This is a genomic window from Mycolicibacterium wolinskyi, from assembly GCF_002101965.1.
Classification (GTDB): domain Bacteria; phylum Actinomycetota; class Actinomycetes; order Mycobacteriales; family Mycobacteriaceae; genus Mycobacterium; species Mycobacterium wolinskyi.
On record NZ_LQQA01000005.1, the window covers coordinates 93,359 to 111,614 of the forward strand.

Below are 18,256 nucleotides of genomic sequence, written 5' to 3' on the forward strand. Positions count from 1 at the left end.
TCGGCGGCATACTTTTGAGGTGTTTGACCGCGTGAACCGTGGGCGGCGTGGAGTGCCGCTGCGCGTCGGGCTGGTGGCCGCCGCACTCGTGCTGGTGGCCTGCGGCCTGCTCGCCTCGGGCGTGGCGGTCACGTCGATCATGCGTCACACCGAGGTCAGCCGAATCGATCAGACGCTGCTTGATGCGTCCCGCAGCTGGGCGCAGGAGCCGCGGCGCATGCCGACGACGCCGCTGGAGGGTCCCAACCCAGCTCGGCCGCCGTCGAATTTCTATGTCCGCGGCGTGGATGAGGACGGCCGCACCTGGATCGCGGTCAACGACCGGGAGGCCGAACCCGCGCTGCCCGACGACAACGATGTCGGCCCCGAGCCGGTGACCGTCGGGTCGATCGACAATTCGAGCGTGCAGTGGCGGGCGATGACTGTTCGCGGCGCGTCCGGCGGGCTCACCACCGTCGCGATCGATCTGTCGGAAGTGCAGTCGTCGGTGCGCGCGCTGGTCTGGTCGCAGGTCGGGATCGGCGCGGCGGTGCTGCTGGTGCTCGGCGTCGTCGGATATGCGGTGGTGCACCGCAGCCTGCGTCCGCTCGTCGAGGTCGAACGGACGGCCGCGGCCATCGCCGCCGGCCAGCTCGATCGCCGTGTGCCAGAACGGGATCCGCGCACCGAGGTGGGCCGGCTGTCCTCGGCGCTCAACGGCATGCTCGCACAGATCCAGCGGGCCGTGGCTTCGTCGGAGGCCTCCGCCGAGCAGGCGCGGACCTCTGAGGAACGCATGCGGCGGTTCATCACCGACGCCAGCCACGAGCTGCGGACCCCGCTGACCACGATCCGCGGGTTCGCCGAGCTCTATCGCCAGGGTGCGGCCCGCGACATTGAGATGTTGATGGGCCGGATCGAAAGCGAGTCCCGGCGGATGGGCCTGCTCGTCGAGGACCTGCTGTTGCTGGCGCGACTGGATGCGCAGCGGCCACTCGACCAGCACCGCGTCGACCTGCTGGCGCTGGCCACCGACGCCGTGCACGATGCCCAGTCGATCGCGCCGAAGCGAAACGTGACGATGGAGGTCTTCGACGGTCCTGGCACGCCCGAGGTGCTCGGGGACGAGGCGCGGCTTCGTCAGGTGCTGGGCAACCTCGTCGCGAACGCGGTGCAGCACACACCGGAGAACGCGGGCATCACCGTGCGCGTCGGCACCGAAGGCGACAACGCCGTGCTGGAGGTGTGCGACGAGGGGCCGGGCATGAGCCAGGAGGACGCCCGTCGTGTCTTCGAACGGTTCTACCGGGCCGACTCATCGCGCACCCGAGCCAGCGGCGGCACCGGCCTGGGGTTGTCGATCGTCGATTCCCTGGTCTATGCACACGGCGGCACGGTGAAGGTCACCACCGCGCCGGGGCGGGGGTGCCGCTTCACGGTCAACTTGCCGCGGATTGCAGATCTGCCAGCGCGGCTTTGATCTTGGCCTGCGCCTCGTCGAGAGACTCGGCCGACGGGTTGTTGTCGACGTTGGCGAACCCGAAGTCCGTCAGGTTGTAGGCCGGGAACACGTGCACGTGCAGGTGCGGGACCTCCAGGCCGGCGATGATCACCCCGGCGCGCTGCGCACCGAACGCCTTGCACACCGCCTTGCCGATGAGCTGTGACACCTCCATCACGCGGCCGAACACCGCAGGCTCGACGTCCTGCCAGTTGTCGATCTCCGCGCGGGGCACCACCAGGGTGTGGCCCTGGGTCATCGGCGCGATGGTCAGGAACGCCACGTTCTCGTCGTCCTCGTAGACAAATCGGCCGGGCAGTTCACCATTGATGATCTTCGTGAAGACGGACGCCATGGTCATGAGCATAGTGAGCCGCCAATGAGACGCCCATCTCGTTGCGCAGGGAAGAATCGCGCGGTTAACTAGTAAGGCTTATTAAATTTGTGCGAAGGAGTGAGCCGCTCGTGACCGACGCGGTGAAGTGGGAAGCCAACGGCGACGACCCAGCTGCCCCGGACGAACGTGATGCTCGGTACGAGTGGATCGATCTCGATGTCCCTGCCGACAACTGGTGGGAAGTGGTCGATGACCCGGTGCTCGTCGATCGCGGGCTGGACGGCTGGACGTTCCACTCCTGCACGCCGTCACCGCACGGTGACGATCGCGTGGTCCTGACGTACTACCGGGCGCTCAAACTGCCTGTGCTGCACGGCGCCAGGCCGAGCCGCCGGGGCCGTCGCTTCGAGCGCGGGGTGTGCGGCAGGCGCTGATTGCCTGCTAGCCGCCGATCAGCTCGTGCAGTTCCTCGATCGTCCACGGCGGTGATGCGTGGTGGTCGCGGTAACCGATGAAACCCGGTGAGGGCCGGGCGAATTCGCCGATGAACCCGCCCGCTGCGATGAAGATCCTGCCGGTGACGTCGCGCGCCTTGTCGCTGACGAGATATCCGTAGGTGGGAGCGACATATTCGGGCGGTGCCGCGTCGAGCGCGCCCTGCATGCTCACGTCGTCGAGCAGTCCTCGCCGGTTGAGTTCGGCGATGTGCTGCTCGTAGTCGGATCCGGTGGACAGGCGGGTCTTGGCGCCCGGGCACACCACGTTGGCCCGCACGCCATGTTCCTTGAGCTCGGCGGCGATCGCGAGCGTCAGTCCGTTGACCGCGCCCTTGCCCGCCGGGTAACCGGTGCCGCCGTAATCGCCGAGGAAGGCGAACGAACTGGTGTTGACGATGGCTCCGCCGCCCTGGGCGACCATCTTCGGTGCGGCCGCGCGGCAGGTTTCGAACGCGGTCAGCAGGTGTGCGTCGAGCAACTCTTTGAACGCGGCGCTGCTCACATTGAGAATCGACGACCCCACCGGCTCGGCGGTCCCGGCGCAGTTGACCAGGATGTCGATGCGCCCGAACTCACACACGCAGGTGTCGATCAGCGCGTCGGCGACGTCCGCGTCGGCGGGTGAACCGGTATGTGCCACACCGGAAATCCGTTCCGCCGCGGCTTTGGTAGCGGCGTCGTCGCGGCCGTTGACCACGACGCCCGCGCCTTGCCCGGCGAGTAGTTCGGCGACCGCGAGGCCGATGCCGCGGGTGCCGCCGACGACGACGGCACCGCGGCCGGCCAAGGGGCTACTCAGCTTCTTCCTGCCCGAACTTCATGGCGTCCATATTCCAGTAGCCGCGCAGGTTCGTGATGAGCCCGGCGTCGTTCACCTTGTAGGTGAAGACCCCGCGCACGGTCGCGGTGAACCCGTTCGGAAACTTGGTGTGCAGCACCAGAATGTAGGCGATCTCGGACGGCGAGCTCGACGGGAACGTCTCCTCGCACGTGACCGTCAGCTCGTTCGGGCCGATGTTGGTGTCGTAGAACGCCGACACCGCCTCCTTGCCGCGCACGCCGGTGCCGTCCGGGTTGGTGACGGCTTCGCCGATCGGGTCTTCTATCACGACGTCGTCGGCCATCAAGGCCAGCCAGCCGTCCTTGTCACCGGACTGCACGCAGCGCCACGAGGCGAGTGACGCTGCGCGCGCCGGTGAGATCTCCTGCGTCTCAGTCATGACGGTTCAGCGGTCCTCGTCGGTGAACCGGATGACGCCACGGATGTTGCGGCCCTCCAGCATGTCCTTGTAGCCGTCGTTGATCTGCTCCAGCTTGTACTGCCGGGTGACCATGTCGTCGAGGTTGAGCTTGCCCGCCTTGTACATCGACAGCAGCTGCGGGATGTCGAAGTGCGGGTTGCCGCCGCCGAAGATGGTGCCCTGCAAGTTCTTCTGCAACAGCGTCAGCATCGCGAGGTTGATGTTGGCACTGGTGTCGAGCAGGCTGCCGATTGCCGTCACCACACACGTGCCGCCCTTGCTGGTGAGGTTGAGGTAGTTGTCGACGTCGGCGCCGTGCAACTCACCGACGGTGACGATGACCTTCTTGGCCATCAGACCCCAGGTCACCTCGGCCACGCCGGCCATCGCGGCGTTGATGTCGGGATAGACGTGCGTGGCACCGAATTTCAGCGCCTGGTCGCGCTTCCACTCGACGGGGTCGACGACGAAAATGTGGCGGGCGCCGGCATTCACCGCGCCCTGCAACGCGGCCATCCCGACACCGCCGACGCCGATGACCGCGACGTCATCGCCGGGGCGGATGTCGCCCGCGCGCACGGCCGAGCCGTAGCCGGTGGTGACGCCGCAGCCAACGAGGCAGGCGACCTCGAACGGGATCGACTTGTCGATCTTCACGACCGAGCTCTTGTGCACCACCATGTACGGCGAGAAGGTGCCCAGCAGGGTCATCGGGAAGACCGGCTGCCCCTTCGCGTGGATGCGGTTGGTGCCGTCCGAGACGGCGAGCCCACCGAGCAGGCCCGCGCCGAGGTCGCACAAGTTGCGCAGGCCGGCCTGACACGACGGACACACACCGCACGACGGGATGAACGACAGCACCACATGGTCGCCGGGCTCGATGCCCTCGACCCCGGGGCCGACCTCGGTGACGATGCCGGCCCCTTCATGGCCGCCGAGCACCGGGAAGCCCGCCATCGGGATGCCGCCGGTCACCAGGTGGTGGTCGGAGTGGCACATGCCCGACGCTTCCATCTGGATCTTGACCTCGTCCTTGACGGGGTCGCCGATCTCGATCTCCTCGATGGACCACGGTTGATTGAACTCCCAGATGAGAGCGCCTTTTGTCTTCATCCACGCGTGCCTTCCACTAGTGCCGGTGACCACAGACTAGAGCCATTAGTTACGTGCGTCACACGCACCCCCAATCAACTGCTTGGCCGGGATCACCAGATGGGAACCGGGGCCTCGCCGAGCGGGTAGTAGCCGGGCAGCTTCTCGCCCGCGAGGGCGCGCTCGATCCGCTTCTGCATACCTTCGGAGAGCCTGCCGTTCTCCATGAGCTTCAGATAAAGCTTCTGCACGTGGCCGAAGTCGAAGAAGTCGCGCTGCCACTCGATCTTGGGTTCGCCGTCGACGTCCGCCAGTCGGAACCAGCTCCCGCCGATGCCATAGACCTCCAGTGCGTCGGCGTCGGTGTCTCCATCCGCTTTGTCGGCTCCGCCGACGACCTGCTTCCAGAACCCGACGACCTCGCCCTGCTTGTCGTCGATGATGACCTTCTGGTACGGGTAGGTCCAGTTGCCCAGGCCCTCCATCTCCAGACCCAATGCGATGTCGCGGATCTCGTCGATGCCGACGCACATGACATCTTCCTTCGGCCCGATGTTCCAGCCATAAGTGGCGTCATCGGTGTAGAAGTCCGCCAACGGTTTCCAGTCGCCGGCCTTCTCGGCATCGCGGTTGACCTGAAGCCAGCGCTCGACCCAGTCCTCTAATTGGGCACGCTCGAATGACGCCATTGTCAGTCCTTTTCTTTGATGGAAATTGCCTGGGTGGGACACATTTCAACGGCCCGCTCGACATCCTCACGGAGATCGTCGGGTGGTTCGGGGTCGACGATCTCGACGACGCCGCGCTTGGGCACCTTGAAGACATCCGGAGCCTCCAGTTCGCACATGGCATGGCCCTGGCACAGGTCCTCGTCGAGTTCCACGCGGTAACAACCCATACGCGTCAGTCCTTCACGCGCCTGCGGTAACGGACCTTGGCCGGACGGGCCAGCTGAACGACCATCTTCGAGTGGTCGTTGCGGTAGCTCTCGGGCGGCTGCGACATCTCGAACTCGTACTCACGCAACAGCACCGAGAAGATCGCCTTGATCTGCATCTGTGCAAAGGCCGCACCCACACAGCGGTGCCGGCCCGCCCCGAACGGAATCCAGGTCCAGCGGTTGATCAGGTCCTCCTGCCGCGGCTTCACATAGCGGTCGGGGTCGAAGGCATCCGGGTCGGGGAAGTCCTCGGGAATGCGATTGGAGATCGCCGGCGAGGCCGCCACCATCTGACCCTTGTGGATCGGGAAGCCCTCCACCTCGAATTCGTCCTGAGCGACCCGCATGAGGATGATCAGCGGCGGATGCAGCCGCAGGGTCTCCTTGAGTGCGTTGTCCAGGTGCGGGATTTGGCGCAGCGCATGGAAGCTCACCTCTTGGCCATCGGCGTAGAGATCGTCGAGCTCCTGCTGCACCTTGGCGTAGTACTCCGGATGGCGCAGCAGCTCGATCATCGTCCACGACGACGTGCCCGAGCTCGTGTGATGACCCGCGAACATCAGCGAGATGAACATGCCCGTCACCTCGTTGGCCGAGAAGCGGGGATTGCCCTCCTCGTCCTTGATCGACACCAGCACGTCGAGCAGGTCGCGATCGCTCTTGTCCTTGGGCGGGTTGGCGATTCGGCCGTTCATGACCTCCTGCACCAACTCCACGAGGTTGGCCCTGGCCTCGTCGCGGACGCGGAAACTCTCGATGGGCAGGTAGGGGTCGACGTAGCACAGCGGATCGGTGCCGCGCTCGAGCAGGTGGTAGTAGTTCGCGAACCGAGAATCCAGCTGGTTGCGGAACTTCAGCCCGATCAGGCAGGCAGTCGAGGTGTAGATGGTCAGCTCGGCGAAGAACTCCAGCAGGTCGATCTCGCCTGAGTCGCCCCAGTTCTCGGTCATCCTGCGGACTTCGTTCTCGATGGTCGCCGCGTGACCCTTCATCTGCTCGCCGCGCAGTGCGGTGTTGTGCAGCATCTCGGCCCGGCGCTCCGGGTCGGCGTCGAACACCACGCCCTCGCCGAAGATCGGCGTCATGAACGGGTACGCCTCGGCCTGGTTGAGCTCGCTGTCGGTGGACCGGAAGAAGAACTCGTTGGCTTCTGCACCGGACAGCAGCACCACCTGCTTGTCGGCGAGCTGGAACCAGCCGGCGTCACCGCATTCCTCGCGGACACGCTTCATCAGCCCGATCGGATCGGTGCGGAACTCTTCGAGGTGGCCGTGCTCGTCCTCGCCACCGGAAACCCGTTGTACTTCTTTTGTGATGGTCACTGGTCCGGCATCCCTTCTTCACCCAGAGCCAGCTTCTGGCGGTCCTTGACCTCGGCCAGCGGGGCCTCGGGCTGAAGCTCCATGTTGGCGATGAACCCGCCGCGCGGAGTCTCGGCGACGAACGTGATCGCGCGGGCCAGGTCGGCCGCGCGCAGGAAGTAGTCGTGGCGTGCCTGGCCCCACTTGGCCCAGTCTTCGAGCGCGGGGCCGATCAGCTCGGCGGGCAGGCTCCAGCCCATCGAGGTCTTCGTCGGACCGGGGTGCACGATGGACGCCCGCACACCGGTGCCCTCGAGCTCCATCTGGTAATTGGTGACCATTGCCACGAGGGCCGCCTTGGCCGCGCCGTAGGCGCCCATGTGCGGCCGTTGGCGAAGCGCCACATCGGATCCCACGAAGATCAGGTCTCCGCGCCTGCGCTCGATCATGCCCGGCAGGACGGCCGTCGCGACGCGGTTGGCGCCGATCAGATGGATCTGCACCTGCGATTCGAACTGCTCGGTGCTGATCGAGTCGAGTTTGCCGAAGTAGGTGTCACCCGCGCCGGCGACGAGCACCTCGATGTCGCCGAGTTCCGACGTCGTCTGCTCGACCGCGGCTTTGACCGAGTCCGGATCGGTGACGTCGAGATGCACCGCGATGGCCTCGCCGCCGTCGGCGCGGATCTTGCCGACGATCTCCTCGAGCTTCTCCATCCGGCGAGCGCCGAGCGCCACCGGAAACCCGTTGGCGGCGAGCTTGATCGCGGTCGCCTCGCCGATGCCGGAGGACGCGCCGGCGACGAGCGCGGGACGGCGATCAGGAAGCGGTTCAAAACGGGGCATTTAACGTTTCTCCACTGTGATCGGAAGGTGCGCGAACCCGCGGACGCTGCTGGAATGCACCCGCACGGCGGCGGATTCATCCACTTCGTATCCGCGGATTCGCTTGAACAACTCGGTCAACGCCACCCTGGCCTCCATGCGCGCCAGGTGTGCGCCGAGGCAGAAGTGTGCACCGCTGCCGAAACTCACGAGCTTCGAACCGATGTCACGGCCGATGCGGTATTCGTCGGGATTCTCGAACGCACGCTCGTCACGGTTGGCCGAACCGGCCAGCAGCACCAGCACATCGCCCGCGGGAATGGTGGTGTCGTAGAACGTCAGGTCCTCGACCACCGCGCGGGCCAGGATCTGGCTGGAGGTGTCGTAGCGCAGCGTCTCCTCGACCCACGGCGTGATGAGGTCGTGGTCGTCGAACACCGGCGCGAGCTGATCGGCGTTCTTGTAACCCCAATAGGCGGCGTTGGCAAGGAGTTTCGTCGTGGTCTCGTTGCCGGCCACCACCATGAGGAACAGGAACGCCATGATCTCGTCATCGGTGAGCTTGTCCCCGTCGATCTCGGCTTCCACGAGCGCCGAAGTCAGATCGTCGGTGAGATTGCGGCGGCGTTGCTTGACCATGTCGGCGTAGTAGACCAGCAGCTCGCCGGATGCCGCGATGGCGGATGCAGGCACGTCGGCGACCCCGTCTTCGCGGTGCATGACGCCGTCCGCAAGCGCCCGGATGCGGACCCGGTCCTCCTCCGGAACACCCATGAGCTCGGAGATGACGTCCATGGGGAGCTTGCCCGCGAAGTCGTCGACGTAGTCGAAGCTGTCGGATTCGAGTGCGGCATCGAGATGCTGTACGGCGATCTCGGTGACCCGGCCTTCCAGCTCACGGATGCGCCGCGGGGTGAAACCCTTGGACACCAGGGTGCGCAACCGCAGGTGGGCCGGATCGTCGAGGGCCAGGAAGGACATGACCCGATGGGCTTCGTCGTTGCGCGACACCGGATCCAGCGATACGCCGTGCTTGTTGGACAGCGCGGTGCTGTTGCGGAATCCCTGGACCACATCCTTGTGCCGCGACAGTGCCCAGAACTTGAGGTCCTCGTTGCGGTACAGCGGCGCCTCGTCGCGCAGACGCTTGTAGTAGGGGTACGGATCCTCGTGGAAGTGATAGTCGTACGGGTCGAGTATCAGCTCGACCGTGGGTAGGGTCATCGGTCGTCTCCGAAGTTCATGGGGTGTTCTCATCTCCGAGGAGCAGGCCCACCACGTAGGTGAGGCGGTCGGCGATCTGGTGATAGGTGAAGGCTCCGCTGCCGGCATTGACCAGCGCGCCGAAGAACGTCATTTCCAATGCCGACACGATGCGCGGATCCGCGTCGGGGCCCACTGCCGAGCGGATTCGCTTGTGGATCTCGGCGCCGATGCGATCGCGGACGGCACGTACCGCCGGATCGCTGCCGCCGCCGAGTAGCGCCGTGGTGCAGGCGGCGGCGACCTCCGGTTCATCCGCGACAACCAGCGTCAGGGCGCGGACCGCCTTGTCGACCCGCGTGGTCATGGAGTCGTTGACGTCGGTGAAGTAGGGGACCTGGCGCACCAGATCCAGGTAGACCTCGGCGATCAGGTGGTTCTTCGACGAGAAGTAGGTGTAGGCCGTGGCCGGCGCGACCTTCGCGCGGGCCGCGACGGCACGCACCGTGAGATCGGCATACGACGATTCCCGCAGCATCTCGATCCCCGCGGTGAGGACCTTTCGGAAGGTCTCCTCCTGGCGTCGTTTGCGCGGCGTCTCGCTTACTGGCCCTGTGACTGCGGCCACTGCATCGCTGGACACATGTCCAAGTTATCCGACGATGTGTGCGATGGGCAAGTGTGGCGTCGTAAAAGCCAGGCCAGGGCGGTCTTTTCGGACCGAGATCGGCCGCCCGCCCGGGACACCCTTGCGGCTCGACATCGTCGGAGGCTATCGTTCGAAACGAGACAGCCGGACAGTTGTCCAGAATTCGTGAAGTGGAGTTCACCGATGCCGGTACTGGCCGATCGCCAGAGTCAACTGCTCATCGACGGCAAGCTCGTCGCGGGCGGCGGGGGCGTGTTCGACACCGTCAACCCCGCGACCGAAGAGGTGCTCGGCGTCGCGGCCGACGCCAACGCCGAGGACATGGGCAACGCCATCGAGGCCGCGCGGCGCGCATTCGACGACACCGACTGGTCGACGAACACCGAACTGCGGGTGCGGTGCCTGCGTCAGTTGCGAGATGCGTTGCGCGAGAACATCGAAGAGCTCCGCGAACTGACGATCGCCGAGGTCGGCGCACCGCGCATGCTCACCGCGGGCGCGCAGCTCGAAGGCCCGATCGATGACCTCGCGTTCTCGGCCGACACCGCCGAGAAGTACGAGTGGCGAACTGATCTTGGCGATGCGACACCGCAGGGCATCCCGACGAACCGGGTGGTGGCGCGCGAAGCGGTCGGTGTCGTCGGCGCGATCACGCCGTGGAACTTTCCGCACCAGATCAACCTGGCGAAGGTCGGCCCGGCGCTGGCTGCCGGTAACACGCTGATCCTCAAGCCGGCCCCGGACACGCCGTGGGCGGCGGCCGCCGTCGGCCAGATCATCGCCGAGCAGACCGATTTCCCGCCGGGCGTGGTCAACATCGTCACCTCCAGTGACCACTCCGTCGGCGCACTGCTGTCGAAAGACCCACGGGTGGACATGGTTTCGTTCACCGGATCCACGGCGACCGGGCGCGCGGTGATGACCGACGCGGCACTGACGATCAAGAAGGTGTTCCTGGAACTCGGCGGCAAGTCGGCGTTCCTGGTGCTCGACGACGCCGATCTGGCCGGTGCGTGCTCGATGGCGGCGTTCACGGTCGCGATGCATGCCGGGCAGGGCTGCGCGATCACCACCCGCCTGGTGGTGCCCCGGGCTCGCTACGACGAGGCCGTCGAGGCCGCTGCGGCGACCTTGGGCTCGATCAAGCCAGGGGATCCGAACAGCAAGCGGACGGTGTGTGGACCGCTCATCTCGGCACGCCAACGTGACCGGGTGCAGTCCTATCTCGACCTCGCGATCGATGAGGGCGGCCGCTTCGCCTGCGGCGGCGGACGCCCCGCCGATCTCGACACCGGGTTCTACATCGAGCCGACCGTGATCGCCGGGCTCAACAACAACGCCCGCGTGGCGCGCGAAGAGATTTTCGGACCCGTGCTGACCGTGATCGCCCACGACGGCGACGACGATGCCGTGCGGATCGCCAACGACTCGCCGTACGGCCTGTCGGGCACCGTGTTCAGCGGTGACGACGAGCGTGCCCAGGCCGTGGCGGCACGGATGCGGGTCGGCACGGTGAACGTCAACGGCGGCATCTGGTACTCGGCCGATGCCCCGTTCGGCGGGTACAAGCAATCCGGTGTCGGACGGGAGATGGGCCTGGCCGGCTTCGAGGAATACACCGAAATCAAGACCATCGCCACGCTGGCACAGTAAGGAGAACGTGAATGGGACAGTTCGATGACAAGGTGGCCATCGTCACCGGTGCCGGCGGCGGAATCGGGCAGGCCTACGCCGAAGCACTCGCACGTGAAGGCGCGGCCGTCGTCGTGGCCGACATCAACACCGAAGGCGCGCAGAAGGTCGCCGACGGCATCAAGGGCGAGGGCGGCAACGCGCTCGCGGTACGCGTGGACGTGTCCGACATCGACTCGGCCAAGGACATGGCGGCCCAGACGCTTTCGGAGTTCGGCGGGATCGACTACCTGGTCAACAACGCCGCGATCTTCGGCGGCATGAAGCTCGACTTCCTGCTCACGGTCGACTGGGACTACTACAAGAAGTTCATGAGTGTGAACCTCGACGGCGCGCTCGTCTGCACACGCGCGGTGTACCGCAAGATGGCCAAGCGCGGCGGCGGTGCGATCGTCAACCAGTCGTCGACCGCGGCATGGTTGTACGCCAACTACTACGGCCTGGCGAAGGTCGGGATCAACGGCCTGACCCAACAGCTTTCACGTGAACTGGGCGGGCAGAACATCCGCATCAATGCGATCGCGCCCGGGCCGATCGACACCGAGGCCAACCGCACCACCACGCCCAAGGAGATGGTGGACGACATCGTCAAGGGAATCCCGTTGTCCCGCATGGGCCAACCCGAAGACCTGGTCGGCATGTGCCTGTTTTTGCTCAGCGACCAGGCGAAGTGGATCACCGGCCAGATCTTCAATGTCGACGGCGGACAGATCATCCGATGAGCGCTTGCGCGAAGAGCAGCGGGCACGGCTCATGAGCGACCCGAAATATGGCTACATCGGCCTCGGCAACATGGGTGCGCCGATGGCCAAACGGCTCGTCGAGTGGCCCGGCGGGCTCACGGTTTTCGATGTTCGCACCGAGGCGATGACGCCGCTGGTGGAACTCGGCGCGACGGTGGCCGACGACGTCGGCGACGTCGCGCAGGCCGACATCATCAGCATCACCGTCCTCAACGACGAGCAGGTGCGTGACGTGGTGGGGCAGCTCTCCGAGCACGTCAAGCCGGGCACCGTCATCGCGATCCATTCGACGATCAGCCCCGAGACCGCGGTCGAGCTCGCAGACCAGTTGCGGCCGAAGGACATCCACATCGTCGACGCGCCGGTGTCGGGCGGCGGGGCGGCCGCGGAGAAAGGTGAGCTCGCCGTCATGGTGGGTGCCGATCGCGAGGTCTACGAACGCATCAAGCCCGCGTTCAAGCAGTTCGCGTCGATGGTGATCCATGCCGGCGAGCCGGGCGCGGGCACGCGAATGAAGCTGGCCCGCAACATGTTGACGTTCGTCGGCTACGCGGCGGCGTGCGAGGCGATGAAGCTTGCCGAAGCCAGTGGGATCAACCTGCAGCAGCTCGGCCGGGTGGTGCGGCACACCGACGCGCTCACCAGCGGTCCGGGGGCCATCATGGTGCGCGACAACATGGCCGAGCTGACGCCCGACAACTTCCTCTACGACTCCTTCACGCACGCACGCGGGCTGGGGGAGAAGGACCTGAGTCTGGCACTGGGACTGGGTGACGCTGTCGGTGTGGACCTTCCGCTGGCTCAGGTGGCCCTGCAGCGGCTGGCCGACGGCCTCGGCGTACCGCACACGAAGGAGTGACAGGTAATGGATGAACTGCGCCGCAAGGGCCTCGAGAAGATGAACGAGGTCTACGGCTGGGAGATGCCCAACATCGAAGGCGATCCGTACTTCGATCTCACGGTCGACCACCTCTTTGGCACCATCTGGACCAAGCCCGGGCTGTCCATGCGCGAGAAGCGGCTCATGACGTTGTCCGCGGTGACCGCCGTCGGATCGCAGGACCTCGCTGAGATCCAGGTCAATGCCGCGTTGCTCAACGGTGAGTTCACCGAGGAAGAGCTCAAGGACATCGCGATCTTCCTCACCCAGTACCTCGGCTTCCCCCTCGGCTCTGCGCTCAATGGAACCGTGTCGAAGGTTGCGGCGAAGCGCCGCAAGGCAGCCGAGAAAGGTGAGGCCGAGGACCGGCTGGCCAACGTCAATGCCGCGGTCAAGATGAATACGGGGACGACGCTCGATGACAAGTAGGTACGCGGCGCTGACGCACGACCAGTTGGTCAAGCTGGTGCCTGAGCTGCTGCTCATGGGCCAGATGATCGACAGGTCCGGAATGGCTTGGTGCATCAGCAGTTTCGGCCGTGAAGAGATGCTGCAGATCGCGATCGAGGAGTGGATGGCGGCCAGCCCCGTCTACACCAAGCGCATGCAGCAGGCGCTCAAGTACGAGGGTGTCGACGTCATCACGATCTTCAAGGGTCTGCAGCTCGACATCGGTGCGCCGCCGCAGTTCATGGATTTCCGCTACACCGTGCACGATCGCTGGCACGGTGAGTTCCACCTCGACCATTGCGGCGCCCTGCTCGATGTCGAGCCGATGGGCGAGGACTATGTGCGCGGCATGTGCCACGACATCGAGGACCCCACGTTCGACGCAACCGCGCTGGCCACCAACCGCAAAGCCCAGATCCGGCCGATCCACCGGCCGCCGCGCGTCCCGGCCGACCGGCACCCGCACTGCGCGTGGACGGTGATCATCGACGAGTCCTACCCCGAGGTTCCCGATCTTCCGGCTCTCGACGTGATCCGCCGGACCCGGGCTGCCCGAACCGAACTCGATCCGATCGATCCCTCCGACGAGGGTCAGGCCGACTACTCCGGCCCGCTGCTATCGGACTTCGACTTCGCGGCGTTCTCACATTCGGCGCTGGTCCGAATCGCCGACGAGGTGTGCCTGCAGATGCATCTGCTCAACCTGTCGTACGTCATCGCCGTCGGTGCACGTGCCGGTTCGGACACCGCGCTCGCGACCGACATCTGCACCAAACAGCTGATCGGCGTGGCCGGTCTCGGTGCGGAGCGCATCCGCAAGGCGCTGGAACTGCCCGGCGGTATCGAGGGCGCGGTCCGGGTGCTTGAACTACACCCGCTGCTGAATCCGGCGGCCTATGTCACCGCCGAATTCGGGCCCGACACAGTCGCGGTGCGTCGTTCCCCCGCCCATGAGGACGGGGCCTGGGTGTCGCTCGTGACGCCCGCCGAGACACGTCCGCTGCAGGCCATCGTCGCGGGCGTCGACCCTCGTCTGAACGTCGAGGTTGTCGGCTCGGAGTCCGACTGGACGGCGCGCGTGTTCGAAACCGACACTCCGGCAAAAGAATTCGGCGAGGTGGCGGTGGCGAAGGTGAGCGGCGGTGCGACGTTCCAGTTCGAGCCCAGGAAGTCGTTGCCGTTGACCGTGGTGTGATTGTGGTGCCCCGGCGTCACATCCGCCACATCCGTACCTGTCCGGAAGTGCGGACACGGTTTTCAACTGCGATATCGCGGGTGATATCGCTCTATTCAGGGAGCGTCAGCATCAAATAGCCGCCGCCCTGCGGATCCAGCATGACATCGGCGGGGAAGGTGACGCGGTGATTCTCCCCGCGCAGATAGTCGCCGCTGATGCCGGCGGCTTTGACGGGTTCACCGTTGAGTTCGAAAACCAGCAGGCTCGCCTTGGAATCATAGAATCTGCTCTTGATCACCGGCGCCCCCACGGTTTCTTCGATGAACTCGCGTTCGACAGACTCGTGGAACAAATGCACCTCATCCCAATCCCAGCTGGTGAAGTCGCTGAGCTTGCCCGCCTTCTGCTGGTCTACAAGATTGGCCAAACCGTCGTTGAGCCGTTGATCGTTGTAGTCGATGTCCATTGATGGCCTCGTTGCTTGAGATATCAGACCGCAACTGGTCAAGAAAAAGCACAGTAGGACGCCTAGGGTTGCACGCGCCGTTCTCGCCGCCACGATCAATATCCTCCCGCTGACGTTCCGTACCCGCCTGGCTGGCCGGGGTCATAGACACCACCTGGCCCAGCACCCGCCGGGTTCGGTGCCTGCCCGGGCACGGTGGATTTCGACGTGGTGCCTGCCTCGCCTTCCGGGACCGTATTGCTCCAGGCAAGTTTCTCGCCATCGCTGTTGGGTGCGACCACCACCGTGTCGCCTCTATTGACGGCCTGTTCGACAAGGTCTGCAAGCTCCGCAGGCGTCGCATCAGGATTGGCCATGGCGATGTTCCTGCCGACTTCGTTGTTGTACAGGTCCATCGCTTCGGCAGTGGCGGGGTTACCCGGCAGCCGTTCATGTGCCTCCGCGAAGTCGCGGGTCCATTGCTCGCCAAAACGTTGTGTCATCAATGCATTCCAATATGCGTGCCGGAATGCATCGGTGTGGTTATCGGCAGTGTCGTTAGCACCGTTCTGCGGCGGGAACCTTACCTTCGATTCCACCTCGGCAGCTTCTTTGGTCTGATTGAGGTCTTGTAGTTCCCACGGCGCGAGACTGTCCAAGATCCGCGCTTCAGTCGCGGTCACATGTTTCGGGCTGGTCAAGTGATTCCATGGCCATCCAGGCTCCCAATCAAGTGCACCGTCGGGGTCTTCGTCGACCTGGTACTTCCGCTTGATCTCCTCAAGCGGATCTACTGGCGGAGGATTGCCCAGCGGATGGTCCAGTGCTTGAGCGCCCTCTTCTTTCCCCGCGATCTCGTCGTACTGCTTGCGAATGTCCTCGATGCGGCGGGCGATGGCGTCCATGTCATCAGTGGACTGTTGGATGACGTCATTGATCTGGCCGATACCTTTGGCGGCCAGGATCAGACGCATTCGGTCGCCGGACTGGTCGCGGGGGATTGAGGTGTCCATGTCGCTCACCCAGTTCGACAGGCTGTCGAGGCTGTGTCGGCCGGCAGCCACCACGGCCGCAGAGTTTGTGACTTCGGCACCCATGCGTTTGTCGAGGTCGGCGAGTCTCCCGTACGTCGCGGCGTGTTTCTCGTTCTTGGCGGCGTAGGCGTCGGCCGCCGAACCCTGCCAGCGGTCGTCGGGGGCCGCGGCCTTTACCGCGGCTTCCATTTCCCGCAGGCGGGCGCTGCCGTCGAACTCCTCGCCGGTCGCCGGAACGCCCTCACCGAACGTCGCGCGCGCTCGCGACAGCGTCGTGTAGAACCCGTCGAGCGCGCCCACTGCCCCTCCCGCCAGTCAACCGCTCATGAGTCTAAATCCGGTGGAAGGGGCCACCGCGCACGAATTCAGGGCACGAATTCAGCGGCTGCTCGCGGGATCCGTGGCCACGACCGCCGCCCCCACCCAGCGCCGCAGATAACTGCGTAGCGCCTCGGCCGTACGCGGTGGCCGGCCGGGGTCGATGACGAATGACTGGATGATCCGCAGCAGGTGTTCGGCGAGTTCGTCGAGGTCGGCGTCGCGGTAGCCGAGGCCGGACCAGTCCACGTCGAATTTGCGCAGCATCGCCCGCGCGAAGTCCACGGCGACGTCCGACGTCACGGATTCGGTGTGCGCGTTGGGGCGGCCCGGAGCGATGAGCAGACCGATGTGTTTGTCCTTGGGCAGCCATTCGAGCGCGGTGGCGATCGCCTCGGCCACCGCGTCAACGGGATCGGTGATGCCCTGCAGATGTGTGGCAAGGCGGTCGAGGAAATCGCTGGCCGCGTGTACGGCGGCAGCCACCAAAAGCGCTTCTGTGCTGGGGAAATAGCGGTAAACCGTTTGGCGCGTGACACCCAGCGTGCGCGCGATGTCGGCGATCGAGAACTCGGCGCCCCGCTCATCGATCGCCTTGCTCGCGGCGGTCAGGATGCGCGCGACGGCCTCGTCGTCGGTGGCCGGTGCTGAGCCGGCCCAGCCGTGAGTGCGCATCCCGGCATCGTAGTCCAGCTACCGGTAAGAAACCTGCAGGTCCTTGACGCCGTTGATCCAGCCCGACCGAAGGCGTTGCGGCTCGCCGAGTTTGGCGATGTCGGGGATCTGATCGGCGATCTCGTTGAACATGAGCTTGATTTCCATCCGGGCCAGGTTGGCGCCGATGCAGTAGTGCGCGCCGTTGCCGCCGAATCCCAGATGCGGATTGGGGTCGCGCAAGATGTTGAACTGGAACGGGTTCTCGAACACGTCTTCGTCGTAGTTCGCCGAACTGTAGAACAAACCGACCCGCTGCCCGGCACGCACCGTGGCGCCGCCGATCTCGGTGTCGACCATCGCCGTGCGCTGGAAACAGTGCACCGGGGTGGCCCAGCGGACGATCTCCTCGACCGTGGTGGCCGGCCGCTCGCGTTTGAAAAGCTCCCACTGATCGGGGTTTTCGAAGAACGCGTTCATGCCGTGCGTCATCGCGTTGCGGGTGGTCTCGTTGCCCGCCACCGCCAGCAGGATCACGAAGAACGCGAACTCGACATCCTGGAGTGACTCGCCATCGATATCGGCTTGCACGAGCCGCGTCACGATGTCATCGGCCGGGCAGCGGCGGCGCTCCTCGGCCATGTTGTACGCGTAGCCCATGAGCTCGGCATTGGCCATCGTCGGATCGCTGTCGAAATCCGGATCGTCGGTGTTCATGATGGCGTTGGTCCAGTGGAAGAGCTTCTCGCGGTCTGCCTCCGGGACGCCGATCAGGTCGGCGATCGCGAGCAGCGGCAGGTTCATCGCGATGTCGTCGACGAAGTTGCCGCTGTCCTTCTCCTTGGCCGCGGCCACGATGTCGCGTGCGGCCACGGCCAGCTTCTCCTCCAACGCGGCCACCGAGCGTGGCGTGAACAGTCGCGACACGAGCTTGCGCAGTCGCGTGTGTTCGGGCGCGTCGTGGTTGATCAGCAGTGCCTTGGTGAGGTCGAGCTGTTCGGCGGTCACGCCTTCGGGCAGTCGCATGACAGCGCCTTTTGCGTTGGTCGACCACACGTCACCGCTGTTGCGGGAGATGGTCTTGATGTCCTCGTGACGGCTGATCACCCAGTAGCCGCCGTCGTCGAAGATCGATTCGCCCTGCTCGTTCCACCACACCGGGGCGGTCTTACGCAGCTGTGCGAACTCGGCGACCGGGATGCCCTGCAGGAGGACGTCGGGGTCGGTGAAGTCGTACCCCGGGCCGAAGGGGCATGTGCTCTGCGTCATAGTTTGACCATACACCTCGGTGTCAAGTGT

General features: G+C 65.3%; 21 protein-coding genes. 7 read left to right on the forward strand and 14 right to left on the reverse strand.

The features are described 5' to 3' along the window. Positions 1-19: 19 nt before the first annotated feature. Complete coding sequence (locus AWC31_RS02330; protein WP_234790783.1) at positions 20-1,459, forward strand: sensor histidine kinase; 1,440 nt, start codon at positions 20-22, stop codon at positions 1,457-1,459. Here AWC31_RS02330 and AWC31_RS02335 read toward each other — a convergent pair. Then, a complete protein-coding gene (locus tag AWC31_RS02335; RefSeq protein ID WP_067846993.1) occupies positions 1,419-1,835 on the reverse strand; it encodes an HIT family protein in 417 nt (138 codons plus the stop codon). The genes AWC31_RS02330 and AWC31_RS02335 overlap by 41 nt on opposite strands. 110 nt (positions 1,836-1,945) lie before the next feature. Here AWC31_RS02335 and AWC31_RS02340 point away from each other — a divergent pair, with 110 nt between their 5' ends. Further along, on the forward strand, positions 1,946-2,251 hold the full coding sequence (locus AWC31_RS02340; RefSeq protein ID WP_067846664.1) for a hypothetical protein: 306 nt from the start codon (positions 1,946-1,948) through the stop codon (positions 2,249-2,251). A 7-nt stretch (positions 2,252-2,258) separates the two neighbouring features. Here AWC31_RS02340 and AWC31_RS02345 read toward each other — a convergent pair whose 3' ends face one another. The 9 genes from AWC31_RS02345 to AWC31_RS02385 form a co-directional block, all read right to left on the reverse strand. Continuing rightward, positions 2,259-3,101: an SDR family NAD(P)-dependent oxidoreductase gene (locus tag AWC31_RS02345; RefSeq protein WP_085142356.1), complete on the reverse strand. Its 843-nt coding sequence runs from the start codon at positions 3,099-3,101 to the stop codon at positions 2,259-2,261. A gap of 4 nt (positions 3,102-3,105) precedes the next feature. Continuing rightward, entirely contained in the window at positions 3,106-3,534 is a 429-nt protein-coding gene (locus AWC31_RS02350) for a nuclear transport factor 2 family protein (RefSeq protein ID WP_085142358.1), read from the reverse strand. Positions 3,535-3,540: 6 nt separating this feature from the next. Next, a complete protein-coding gene (locus tag AWC31_RS02355; protein WP_085142360.1) occupies positions 3,541-4,668 on the reverse strand; it encodes an NDMA-dependent alcohol dehydrogenase in 1,128 nt (375 codons plus the stop codon). 92 nt (positions 4,669-4,760) lie between these two features. Further along, a complete protein-coding gene (locus tag AWC31_RS02360; RefSeq protein ID WP_085142362.1) occupies positions 4,761-5,336 on the reverse strand; it encodes a Cif family virulence factor in 576 nt (191 codons plus the stop codon). Positions 5,337-5,338: 2 nt separating this feature from the next. After that, positions 5,339-5,545, reverse strand: coding sequence for a ferredoxin (locus AWC31_RS02365; RefSeq protein WP_085142364.1), 207 nt, complete (start codon positions 5,543-5,545; stop codon positions 5,339-5,341). A 5-nt stretch (positions 5,546-5,550) separates the two neighbouring features. Further along, positions 5,551-6,909 carry a lanosterol 14-alpha demethylase gene (locus tag AWC31_RS02370; protein WP_067846645.1) on the reverse strand — a complete coding sequence of 453 codons (1,359 nt, stop codon included), beginning with the start codon at positions 6,907-6,909 and terminating at the stop codon, positions 5,551-5,553. Next, positions 6,906-7,733 (reverse strand): SDR family oxidoreductase, encoded by an 828-nt coding sequence (locus AWC31_RS02375; RefSeq protein WP_067846642.1) that lies wholly within the window; start codon positions 7,731-7,733, stop codon positions 6,906-6,908. The genes AWC31_RS02370 and AWC31_RS02375 overlap by 4 nt, the downstream gene beginning before the upstream one ends. After that, complete coding sequence (locus AWC31_RS02380) at positions 7,734-8,936, reverse strand: cytochrome P450 (protein ID WP_085142366.1); 1,203 nt, start codon at positions 8,934-8,936, stop codon at positions 7,734-7,736. It lies immediately after the preceding gene. 16 nt (positions 8,937-8,952) lie between these two features. Further along, on the reverse strand, positions 8,953-9,558 hold the full coding sequence (locus tag AWC31_RS02385; protein ID WP_085142368.1) for a TetR family transcriptional regulator: 606 nt from the start codon (positions 9,556-9,558) through the stop codon (positions 8,953-8,955). A gap of 189 nt (positions 9,559-9,747) precedes the next feature. Here AWC31_RS02385 and AWC31_RS02390 point away from each other — a divergent pair, with 189 nt between their 5' ends. The 5 genes from AWC31_RS02390 to AWC31_RS02410 are packed head-to-tail and all read left to right on the forward strand — an operon-like array spanning position 9,748 to position 14,524. Further along, a complete protein-coding gene (locus tag AWC31_RS02390; RefSeq protein WP_085142370.1) occupies positions 9,748-11,217 on the forward strand; it encodes an aldehyde dehydrogenase in 1,470 nt (489 codons plus the stop codon). A gap of 11 nt (positions 11,218-11,228) precedes the next feature. Then, on the forward strand, positions 11,229-11,978 hold the full coding sequence (locus tag AWC31_RS02395; RefSeq protein ID WP_085142372.1) for an SDR family oxidoreductase: 750 nt from the start codon (positions 11,229-11,231) through the stop codon (positions 11,976-11,978). Between the two features lie 31 nt (positions 11,979-12,009). Beyond that, on the forward strand, positions 12,010-12,858 hold the full coding sequence (locus AWC31_RS02400; protein WP_067846628.1) for an NAD(P)-dependent oxidoreductase: 849 nt from the start codon (positions 12,010-12,012) through the stop codon (positions 12,856-12,858). Positions 12,859-12,864: 6 nt separating this feature from the next. Beyond that, a complete protein-coding gene (locus AWC31_RS02405; protein ID WP_067846625.1) occupies positions 12,865-13,308 on the forward strand; it encodes a carboxymuconolactone decarboxylase family protein in 444 nt (147 codons plus the stop codon). Next, positions 13,298-14,524 (forward strand): hypothetical protein, encoded by a 1,227-nt coding sequence (locus AWC31_RS02410; protein ID WP_067846622.1) that lies wholly within the window; start codon positions 13,298-13,300, stop codon positions 14,522-14,524. Before AWC31_RS02405 ends, AWC31_RS02410 begins: the two co-directional genes overlap by 11 nt. A gap of 91 nt (positions 14,525-14,615) precedes the next feature. Here the strand turns inward: AWC31_RS02410 and AWC31_RS02415 are convergent, their stop codons facing one another. The 4 genes from AWC31_RS02415 to AWC31_RS02430 all read right to left on the reverse strand — a co-directional run bounded on the left by AWC31_RS02415 (position 14,616) and on the right by AWC31_RS02430 (position 18,226). Next, positions 14,616-14,972 (reverse strand): hypothetical protein, encoded by a 357-nt coding sequence (locus AWC31_RS02415; RefSeq protein ID WP_067846619.1) that lies wholly within the window; start codon positions 14,970-14,972, stop codon positions 14,616-14,618. A 95-nt stretch (positions 14,973-15,067) separates the two neighbouring features. Further along, a complete protein-coding gene (locus AWC31_RS02420) occupies positions 15,068-16,285 on the reverse strand; it encodes a DUF6973 domain-containing protein (protein ID WP_085142373.1) in 1,218 nt (405 codons plus the stop codon). Positions 16,286-16,363: 78 nt separating this feature from the next. Then, the gene (locus tag AWC31_RS02425) at positions 16,364-16,978 is read right to left on the reverse strand and encodes a TetR/AcrR family transcriptional regulator (RefSeq protein ID WP_085142375.1); all 615 of its coding nucleotides are present in this window, start codon (positions 16,976-16,978) and stop codon (positions 16,364-16,366) included. Positions 16,979-16,996: 18 nt separating this feature from the next. Beyond that, positions 16,997-18,226: a cytochrome P450 gene (locus AWC31_RS02430; RefSeq protein WP_085142377.1), complete on the reverse strand. Its 1,230-nt coding sequence runs from the start codon at positions 18,224-18,226 to the stop codon at positions 16,997-16,999. Positions 18,227-18,256 lie beyond the last annotated feature (30 nt).

Excerpts from the sequence above, each read along its gene's own strand:
- AWC31_RS02335 (WP_067846993.1), bottom strand. The coding sequence starts at position 1,835 with ATGGCGTCCGTCTTCACGAAGATCATCAATGGTGAACTGCCCGGCCGA.
- AWC31_RS02350 (WP_085142358.1), bottom strand. The coding sequence starts at position 3,534 with ATGACTGAGACGCAGGAGATCTCACCGGCGCGCGCAGCGTCACTCGCC.
- AWC31_RS02355 (WP_085142360.1), bottom strand. The coding sequence starts at position 4,668 with ATGAAGACAAAAGGCGCTCTCATCTGGGAGTTCAATCAACCGTGGTCC.
- AWC31_RS02360 (WP_085142362.1), bottom strand. The coding sequence starts at position 5,336 with ATGGCGTCATTCGAGCGTGCCCAATTAGAGGACTGGGTCGAGCGCTGG.
- AWC31_RS02365 (WP_085142364.1), bottom strand. The coding sequence starts at position 5,545 with ATGGGTTGTTACCGCGTGGAACTCGACGAGGACCTGTGCCAGGGCCAT.
- AWC31_RS02375 (WP_067846642.1), bottom strand. The coding sequence starts at position 7,733 with ATGCCCCGTTTTGAACCGCTTCCTGATCGCCGTCCCGCGCTCGTCGCC.
- AWC31_RS02380 (WP_085142366.1), bottom strand. The coding sequence starts at position 8,936 with ATGACCCTACCCACGGTCGAGCTGATACTCGACCCGTACGACTATCAC.
- AWC31_RS02390 (WP_085142370.1), top strand. The coding sequence starts at position 9,748 with ATGCCGGTACTGGCCGATCGCCAGAGTCAACTGCTCATCGACGGCAAG.
- AWC31_RS02395 (WP_085142372.1), top strand. The coding sequence starts at position 11,229 with ATGGGACAGTTCGATGACAAGGTGGCCATCGTCACCGGTGCCGGCGGC.
- AWC31_RS02400 (WP_067846628.1), top strand. The coding sequence starts at position 12,010 with ATGAGCGACCCGAAATATGGCTACATCGGCCTCGGCAACATGGGTGCG.
- AWC31_RS02405 (WP_067846625.1), top strand. The coding sequence starts at position 12,865 with ATGGATGAACTGCGCCGCAAGGGCCTCGAGAAGATGAACGAGGTCTAC.
- AWC31_RS02410 (WP_067846622.1), top strand. The coding sequence starts at position 13,298 with ATGACAAGTAGGTACGCGGCGCTGACGCACGACCAGTTGGTCAAGCTG.
- AWC31_RS02415 (WP_067846619.1), bottom strand. The coding sequence starts at position 14,972 with ATGGACATCGACTACAACGATCAACGGCTCAACGACGGTTTGGCCAAT.
- AWC31_RS02425 (WP_085142375.1), bottom strand. The coding sequence starts at position 16,978 with ATGCGCACTCACGGCTGGGCCGGCTCAGCACCGGCCACCGACGACGAG.
- AWC31_RS02430 (WP_085142377.1), bottom strand. The coding sequence starts at position 18,226 with ATGACGCAGAGCACATGCCCCTTCGGCCCGGGGTACGACTTCACCGAC.